Source organism: Stenotrophomonas sp. 22692 (assembly GCF_052045015.1).
Classification (GTDB): Bacteria; Pseudomonadota; Gammaproteobacteria; order Xanthomonadales; family Xanthomonadaceae; genus Stenotrophomonas; species Stenotrophomonas geniculata.
This window is the reverse complement of the sequence record NZ_JBQEMR010000070.1, coordinates 1-6,957: the sequence shown is the minus strand read 5'-3', so window position 1 is coordinate 6,957 and position 6,957 is coordinate 1. Positions and strand designations below refer to the sequence as shown.

At 68.6% G+C, this 6,957-nt stretch carries 7 protein-coding genes; all 7 read left to right on the top strand.

Annotated features, from left to right (window positions below):
* The first annotated feature begins 229 nt into the window (after window positions 1-229).
* Genes fliE through ACTJJM_RS20950 form a run of 7 tightly spaced genes read left to right on the top strand, consistent with a single transcriptional unit; the run spans window position 230 to window position 6,885 of the window.
* Window positions 230-595, top strand: coding sequence for a flagellar hook-basal body complex protein FliE (gene fliE / locus ACTJJM_RS20980; RefSeq protein WP_005409552.1), 366 nt, complete (start codon window positions 230-232; stop codon window positions 593-595).
* A 13-nt stretch (window positions 596-608) separates the two neighbouring features.
* Entirely contained in the window at window positions 609-2,255 is a 1,647-nt protein-coding gene (gene fliF, locus ACTJJM_RS20975; protein WP_010485928.1) for a flagellar basal-body MS-ring/collar protein FliF, read from the top strand.
* Between the two features lie 7 nt (window positions 2,256-2,262).
* Entirely contained in the window at window positions 2,263-3,249 is a 987-nt protein-coding gene (gene fliG / locus ACTJJM_RS20970; RefSeq protein WP_024958226.1) for a flagellar motor switch protein FliG, read from the top strand.
* Window positions 3,246-3,887 carry a FliH/SctL family protein gene (locus tag ACTJJM_RS20965; RefSeq protein WP_049412699.1) on the top strand — a complete coding sequence of 214 codons (642 nt, stop codon included), beginning with the start codon at window positions 3,246-3,248 and terminating at the stop codon, window positions 3,885-3,887. Before fliG ends, ACTJJM_RS20965 begins: the two co-directional genes overlap by 4 nt.
* Window positions 3,884-5,269 (top strand): FliI/YscN family ATPase, encoded by a 1,386-nt coding sequence (locus tag ACTJJM_RS20960; protein WP_049412701.1) that lies wholly within the window; start codon window positions 3,884-3,886, stop codon window positions 5,267-5,269. Before ACTJJM_RS20965 ends, ACTJJM_RS20960 begins: the two co-directional genes overlap by 4 nt.
* Window positions 5,270-5,272: 3 nt before the next feature.
* Window positions 5,273-5,740, top strand: a complete 468-nt coding sequence (fliJ, locus tag ACTJJM_RS20955) for a flagellar export protein FliJ (RefSeq protein WP_349743958.1) — start codon at window positions 5,273-5,275, stop codon at window positions 5,738-5,740.
* Window positions 5,740-6,885, top strand: coding sequence for a flagellar hook-length control protein FliK (locus ACTJJM_RS20950; RefSeq protein ID WP_100445583.1), 1,146 nt, complete (start codon window positions 5,740-5,742; stop codon window positions 6,883-6,885). The genes fliJ and ACTJJM_RS20950 overlap by 1 nt, the downstream gene beginning before the upstream one ends.
* Window positions 6,886-6,957: the final 72 nt, after the last annotated feature.

Here is a 6,957-nt window from a genome sequence, read left to right as displayed (position 1 = left end):
CCAAGCCCCCAGGGAAGGGTTTACGGCGTCCCCCGCAACCGGACCCACCCCGCCAACCCACAGATGCCCCGCCTTTGACGTTGACGTTGACGTTGCTTCGGCGGGTGCAGGGCGCAGCCCTGCCAGCACACCCAACCTCCTCACTTCACTGAATCGAAAACCGGTTTCGGCACGGCACTTGCACTGGCTCCAGCACACAACCCCATCCCTGTTTCTGGAACCGTTGCAGATGTCCCACTCCGTCACTTCGATCCTTTCGCAGATCCGCTCCTATCAGACCCAGATGGGACAGCCGGCGCTCAACCCGCTGGGCGAAACGCCGCGCAGCAACGCCCTGCCGGGCACGGTGCTGGACGCACCGCAGGCCCAGCCGGCCAGCTTCACCGAAACCCTGCGTGGTGCGATTGCCGGCGTCAACGATGCGCAACAGAAATCCGGCGCCCTCGCCAAAGCCTTCGAAATGGGCGACCCCAGCGCCGACCTCGCCAAGGTGATGGTCGCCTCGCAGCAGTCCCAGATCGCCTTCCGCGCCACCGTGGAAGTCCGCAACCGTCTCGTCCAGGCTTACCAGGACGTGATGAACATGCCGCTGTAAGGAATAGAGACGCATGGCACTGACGCTCTCCAAGGACAGCCTGAACGCCGAAAAGGCCGGGCAATGGTTCGACCGCCTGCAGAGTCTGCAGATCACCCGTCGGCTGGGCCTGATGGCGATGATCGCGGTGGCGGTGGCGGCAGGCCTGTCCGTGTTCTTCTGGTCGCAGAAGCCGGGCATGGTCCCGCTGTACACCGGCCTGGACCAGAAGGCGACCGCTGAAGCGACCGACCTGCTGCGCGCCGCGCAGATTCCGTTCGCACTCGACCCGGCCACCGGTGGCATCACCGTGCCGGAAAAGAACCTGCACGACGCGCGCCTGAAGCTGGCCGGCTCCGGCCTGACCGACAGCGGCAAGCTCGGCTTCGAGCTGATGGAGCGCGACCCGGGCTTCGGCGTCAGCCAGTTCGTCGAAAGCGCGCGCTACCAGCATGCGCTGGAAACCGAGCTGTCGCGCACCATCAACACGCTGCGCCCGGTGCGCGATTCGCGCGTGCACCTGGCCATTCCCAAGCCCAGCGCCTTCACCCGCCAGCGTGACGTGGCCAGCGCCTCGGTGACCCTGGAACTGCGTGGCGGCCAGCAGCTGGAACGCAGCCAGGTGGACGCCATCGTGCACATGGTCGCGGCCAGCATCCCGGATCTCGCCCCGGAACGGGTGACCGTGGTCGACCAGAGCGGGCGCATGCTCAGCGTCAGCGACCCGAACAGTGAGGCGGCGGTCAACGCTGCCCAGTTCGAACAGGTGCGCCGCCAGGAAACCTCGTTCAACCAGCGCATCCGCGAGCTGTTGGAGCCGATGACCGGCCCCGGCCGCGTCAATCCGGAAGTGAGCGTGGACATGGATTTCTCGGTAACCGAGGAAGCCCGTGAGCTCTACAACGGTGAACCGCAGAAGCTGCGCAGCGAGCAGATGAGCGAGAACACCACCAGCACCCCGGGCCCGCAAGGCGTGCCGGGCGCGACCAGCAACAGCCCGCCGGGCCAGCAGGCCGCGCCGGCCACCGCGCAGGCGCCGACCGAAAGCAGCAAGAACGCGACCCGCAACTACGAGCTGGACCGCACCCTGCAGCACACCCGTCAGCCGGCGGGCCGCATCAAGCGCGTCTCGGTGGCGGTCCTGGTGGACAACGTGCCGCGCGCCGGTGCCAACGGCAAGGTCAGCCCGCAGCCGTTGTCGGCCGCCGAACTGACCCGCGTCGAGGCACTGGTCAAGCAGGCCGTCGGTTTCAATGCCGAGCGTGGCGACACCGTATCGGTGATGAACGCCCCGTTCGTGCGTGATACCACGCCGGTCGAAGGCCCGGCCTGGTGGGAGCTGCCGTGGGTGCACGATGCCGGCCGCATGCTGCTGGGCGCCGTGGTGGTGCTGGCATTGCTGTTCGGCGTGCTGCGCCCGGCATTGCGTGCGATCACCGGCCAGAACAGGAAGAACGACGAACAGGCACTGGAACCGCACACCGCGGACGTGCAGCTGGTCGATGACGATGGCATGCCGCTGCCGGCGCTGGGCGCCGACCGGGCCAGCCTGGGCGGGCCGGATGCACTGGCCCTGCCGGTGGATTCATATGAGGAACGACTGCGGATGGCGCGTGAAGCCGTGAAGACCGACTCCAAGCGCGTGGCCCAGGTGGTCAAGGGCTGGGTGGCCAATGACTGAGGCACAACTGACCGGCGTGCAGCGCGCGGCCGTGCTGCTGCTGTCCCTGGGTGAGCTGGATGCAGCCGAAGTGCTGCGCCACATGGAACCCAAGGAGGTGCAGAAGATCGGCATCGCCATGGCCACCATGACCGACATCACCCGCGAACAGGTGGAACGGGTGATGGACCAGTTCGGCCAGGAACTGGGCTCGAAGACCTCGCTGGGCGTGGGCTCGGACGACTACATCCGCAACATGCTGGTGCAGGCGCTGGGCAGCGAGAAGGCCGGCAACCTGATCGACCGCATCCTGCTCGGCCGCAACACCACCGGGCTGGACGCGCTGAAGTGGATGGACCCGCGCGCGGTGGCCGATCTGGTGCGCAACGAGCACCCGCAGATCATCGCCATCGTGATGGCGCACCTGGAAACCGACCAGGCCGCCGACGCGCTGAAGCTGCTGCCGGACCGCACCCGCGTGGACGTGCTGCTGCGCATCGCCACGCTCGACGGCATTCCGCCGAACGCACTCAATGAACTCAACGAGATCATGGAGCGCCAGTTCGCCGGCAACCAGAACCTGAAGTCGTCCAACATTGGCGGCGTGCAGTGCGCGGCCAACATCCTGAACTTCATGGACAGCGGCCAGGACCAGGCGATCCTGGGCGAAATCGCCCGCATCGATGCGCCGTTGAGCAACCGCATCCAGGACCTGATGTTCGTGTTCGACGATCTGGTCGACCTCGACGATCGCGAAATGCAGCTGGTGCTGCGCGAAGTGAGCGGCGAGCGCCTGGGCCTGGCCCTGCGCGGCGCCGACATCAAGGTGCGCGACAAGATCACCCGCAACATGTCGCAGCGCGCGGCCGAGATCCTGCTGGAAGACATGGAGGCCCGCGGTCCGGTGCGCCTGTCCGACGTGGAAGGCGCGCAGCGTGAGATCCTGGCCATCGTCAAGCGCATGGCCGATGAAGGCACCGTCACCATCGGTGGCAGCGCGGAGGCCATGCTGTGAGCAACGTCGTGCGCTGGCTTGCCCCGGACCTGCTGGCCCAGCCCGAACCGGCGCTGGATCAGGAGGATGCGTTCGAGCTCACCGAGCCCGACCCGGAACACGAACCCGAACCGCCGCTGCAGCTGCCGACCCTGGAGGAAATCCAGGCGATCCAGGACAGCGCCGAGAAGGAAGGCTTCCAGCACGGCCATAGCGAAGGTTACGGCCAGGGACAGGCGGAAGTGCGTCGCCTCGCCGCGCAGATCGAAGGCATCCTCGACAACTTCAGCCGACCGCTGGTGCGTCTGGAGAACGAAGTCGTCGGCGCACTGGGCGAACTGGCGGTACGCATCGCTGGCGCGCTGGTCGGCCGCGCCTACGAAGCTGACCCGGCACTGCTGGCACAGCTGGTCGGTGAGGCGATCGACGCGGTGGGTGGCAGCACCCGCGAGGTCGAAGTGCGACTGCACCCGGACGACATCGCTGCCCTCGCCCCGCTGTTGAGCCTGCCGCCACAACAGCGCCTGGTGCCAGACCCCAGCCTCAGCCGCGGCGATCTTCGCGTACATGCCGAAGCCGTGCGCATCGACGGCACCCTGGAAGCCCGCCTGCGCGGCGCGCTGGACGCGGTGATCCGCCAGACCGGAGCCAATGCATGACCCCCGATCCGCAGCCGACGCTGCCACCGGCCGACTGGGCCATCGCCCGCAACCTGCGCCTGGCGCGTCGGCTCGATGGCCTGCGCGTGGATACCGCCCATGGCCGTGGCCTGATCCGCGAAGGCGTGCTGCGCCGCGCGGTCGGACTGACCCTGGAAGCGGTCGGCTGCGAAGCGCCGCTGGGTGCCAGCTGCAAGGTGGAAGTGGTCGATGGTGGCTGGGTCGATGCCGAAGTGGTCGGCTTCGCCGGCGAGCGCACTTACCTGATGCCGAGTGCGGAACTGCACGGCCTGCTGCCCAATGCGCGGGTGGTGCCGTCCGCACGCCGTGGCGGCGTTGAAGTGGGCGAAGGCCTGCTCGGCCGCGTCATCGACAGCGACGGCGTGCCGCTGGACGGCAAGGGCCCGATCCGCGCCGAGGGCCATGTCGGCATGGCCGGCGTGTCGATCAATCCGCTGGCACGTGAACCGATCACCCAGCCGCTGGACGTGGGCGTGCGCGCGATCAACGCGCTGCTGCCGATCGGCCGCGGCCAGCGTGTCGGCCTGTTCGCTGGTTCTGGCGTCGGTAAGTCGACGCTGCTGGGCATGATGACCCGCTACACCGCCGCCGACGTGATCGTGGTCGGCCTGATCGGTGAACGTGGCCGCGAAGTCCGCGATTTCGTCGAGACCACGCTGGGCGAAGAAGGACTGCGCCGCGCCGTGGTGGTGGCCAGCCCCGCCGACCGACCGCCACTGGCGCGCCTGCACGGCGCCTACCGTGCCACCGCCATCGCCGAATGGTTCCGCGACCAGGGCCTGAACGTGCTGCTGCTGATGGACTCACTGACCCGCTTCGCCCAGGCGCAGCGCGAGATCGGCCTGTCGGTCGGCGAGCCGCCGACCACCCGCGGTTACCCACCGTCGGTGTTCGCCAAGCTGCCGGCACTGGTCGAACGCGCCGGCAACGGCGCCAAGGGCCGTGGCTCGATCACCGCGTTCTATACGGTGCTGACCGAAGGCGATGATCCGCAGGATCCGATCGCCGATGCAGCGCGCGCGATCCTCGACGGCCACATCCTGCTCTCGCGGCGCGTGGCCGACAGTGGCCTTTACCCGGCCATCGACGTCGAATCGTCGGTCAGCCGTGTGGTCACGGAAATCGCCGACGAGCCGTGGCGCCTGCGCATCCGCAAGTTGAAGCGACTGGTCTCGGCCTACTCGGCCAACCGCGACCTGATCGCCATCGGTGCCTACCAGCGCGGCAACGACGCGGCCACCGACGAAGCCCTGGAACGCTGGCCGGAAATCATGGAGTTCCTCGGCCAGGACGTTGCCAAGGCCGCAGATCTCCCGCACAGCCAGGCGGCGCTGCAGCGCCTGGTGGAACAAGAGAGTTAAGCCATGAACCAGTCCAAGCGCATCGATCCCCTTCTGAAGCGGGCCCAGGAACACGAGGACGCGGTGGCCCGCGATCTGGCCGAACGCCAGCGCGTGCTCGATACCCATCTGTCGCGACTGGACGAACTGCGCCGCTACGTCGAGGAGTATGCGAATGCGCAGATGGCGGCGACCAGCCCGGCGCAGCTGCTGAACCGGCGCGCGTTTCTCGACCGCCTCGACAGTGCGGTCGAACAGCAGCAGGCCACGGTCAATGGCAACCGCGAGAAGGTGGAAGCCGAGCGCGCCCGGCTGATCCTGGCCAGCCGTGACAAGGCCGTGCTGGAACAACTGGCCGCCAGCTACCGCGCACAGGAGAAGGTGGTGACGGACCGCCGCGACCAGCGCGAGATGGATGACATCGGTGCCCGCCGCGCCCGCCTGGTACAGATCGAAGACCAGGACGGCGCCGAGCAGGGAGGCCGCTCGTGATGCCCGCGCCATTGGCCAGCAGCGCCAACGCGCAGCCGCAGAATTCCGGCAGCAGCGCAACGCGCGCGCCACGCGGTGAGGGCAGCAAGGATTTCAGCCAGCTGCTGCAGGGGGGTGCGCCGGGCGCCGATGGATCCTCCAGGCCCTCGAACATGCCCACGTCGCCTGCACAGGGGCCGGCATCCGACAGCAATGGCCAGTCCAGCGCCGAGCGCAGGCCGGACAGCGCTGTCGTACCCGAAGAGACTGCGGCGACGGTGCCCCCGGTGCAAGCCAGGCCCGCTGCCGAAAAGGACGCCTCGGCGACGACCGAGGAAGCCCCATGGCCGCCGCTCGGCCTGGCAGGACTGGTACTGGCGGTACCGACACCTGCCGATCCTGCCGCCGCTCTGCCAGCAGTGGCGACGGCCACCGATGCAGACGGCAACGCACTGCCCTCGCCCGCTGCACTGCCGGTCGCAGCAGCCCTGCCCTCCACAGCAGCGGCGACCGCTACGGCCACCGCCGAAGGCGACGCCCCCAATGGGGCCGACCAGGCGACCACTCTGCCGTTGCCTGAGCTGGTGCTGCCCGGCAAGCGCGGCGAGCGCGGTGAAGGCAGCGACGCAACCCTCATCGGCGACCGCGCCACGGCGCCGCTGCTGCATGCACCGGGCAACGCGGCTGTGCAGGATCTGAAGGCCGCGCTGGCCACGGGCAATGCCATCTTCAATGGCGAACCGACACCGAAGCCGGTGCTCGGCGACGATGGTTTCGACCAGGCAATCGGTGCGCGCCTGGGCTGGCTGGCCGACCAGAAGATCGGCCATGCCCACATCCGCCTGAGTCCGGACGACATGGGCCCGGTCGACGTGCGCCTGCAGTTGAACGGCGACAAGGTGCATGCCAGCTTCAGCAGCCCGCACGTGGATGTACGCCAGGCACTGGAAAGCAGCCTGCCGCGCCTGCGCGAACTTCTCGGCGAGCAGGGCTTCCAGCTGGCTCATGCCGATGTCGGCCACCAGGCCCCCGGTGGTGACGGCAATGCGTCGGGCCAGTCCGGTGGCGGCGGCATGGCAGGTGACGGAGAACCGTCGCCAGGCGACGCCAGCCTGTCGTCCGCGCAGTTGATCCGCCAGCGCGGGTTGCTGGACGCATACGCCTGACACCGCGCGAGCGGGTAGCGGGGGGGGGGGGGGGGGGGGGGGGGGGGGGGGGGGGGGGGAGGGGGGGGGGGG

Excerpts from the sequence above, each read along its gene's own strand:
- fliE (WP_005409552.1), top strand. The coding sequence starts at position 230 with ATGTCCCACTCCGTCACTTCGATCCTTTCGCAGATCCGCTCCTATCAG.
- fliF (WP_010485928.1), top strand. The coding sequence starts at position 609 with ATGGCACTGACGCTCTCCAAGGACAGCCTGAACGCCGAAAAGGCCGGG.
- ACTJJM_RS20960 (WP_049412701.1), top strand. The coding sequence starts at position 3,884 with ATGACCCCCGATCCGCAGCCGACGCTGCCACCGGCCGACTGGGCCATC.
- fliJ (WP_349743958.1), top strand. The coding sequence starts at position 5,273 with ATGAACCAGTCCAAGCGCATCGATCCCCTTCTGAAGCGGGCCCAGGAA.
- ACTJJM_RS20950 (WP_100445583.1), top strand. The coding sequence starts at position 5,740 with ATGCCCGCGCCATTGGCCAGCAGCGCCAACGCGCAGCCGCAGAATTCC.